Source organism: Vibrio sp. 2134-1 (genome assembly GCF_033339495.1).
Window position 1 is genome coordinate 1 of the sequence record NZ_JAWOUS010000446.1, and the last position, 688, is coordinate 688.

The window sequence follows — 688 nt, forward strand, 5'->3', positions numbered from 1 at the left end:
AACATGGGTACTGTCGTGGATGGCATGAAAACACTGTCCAAACCTATCGATATCCAAGACAAACCGAATGCGAAAGACTTGGTCGTATCTCAAGGTGGCATCCAGTTCGATAACGTCAGCTTTCATTACGGTGAAAACAAAGGCGTCATCAACCATCTGAATCTCGACATCAAACCTGGCGAAAAAGTCGGCTTGGTTGGGCGCTCTGGCGCAGGCAAATCCACGTTGGTGAACTTGCTGTTACGCTTCCATGATGTGGAAGAAGGCAGCATTAAGATTGACGGTCAAAACATTGCTGACGTCACGCAAGATTCGTTGCGCTCGAAAATTGGTATGGTGACACAGGATACGTCTCTTTTGCACCGTTCAATCAGAGATAACATCTTGTACGGCAACCCAACCGCCTCAGAAGAGGAACTGCTTAAAGCAACGAAACAAGCGCACGCTCACGAGTTCATCGAAACACTGACAGACCCATTTGGCAATGTCGGCTACGATGCGCAAGTTGGCGAACGAGGCGTGAAGTTGTCTGGTGGTCAGCGTCAGCGTATCGCTATTTCTCGTGTGTTATTGAAAGACGCGCCGCTGTTGGTACTGGATGAAGCAACTTCAGCTCTGGACTCAGAAGTCGAAGCGGCTATCCAAGAAAGCTTGAACGAGCTCATGCAAGGCAAAACCGTGATTGCAA

1 protein-coding gene is annotated in these 688 nt (G+C 48.8%); it reads left to right on the forward strand.

Features of this window, described 5'->3' with window-relative positions:
• Positions 1–688, forward strand: a 688-nt coding sequence (locus R7R78_RS26525; protein WP_225474661.1) for an ABC transporter ATP-binding protein, incomplete at both ends; no start/stop codon positions are given.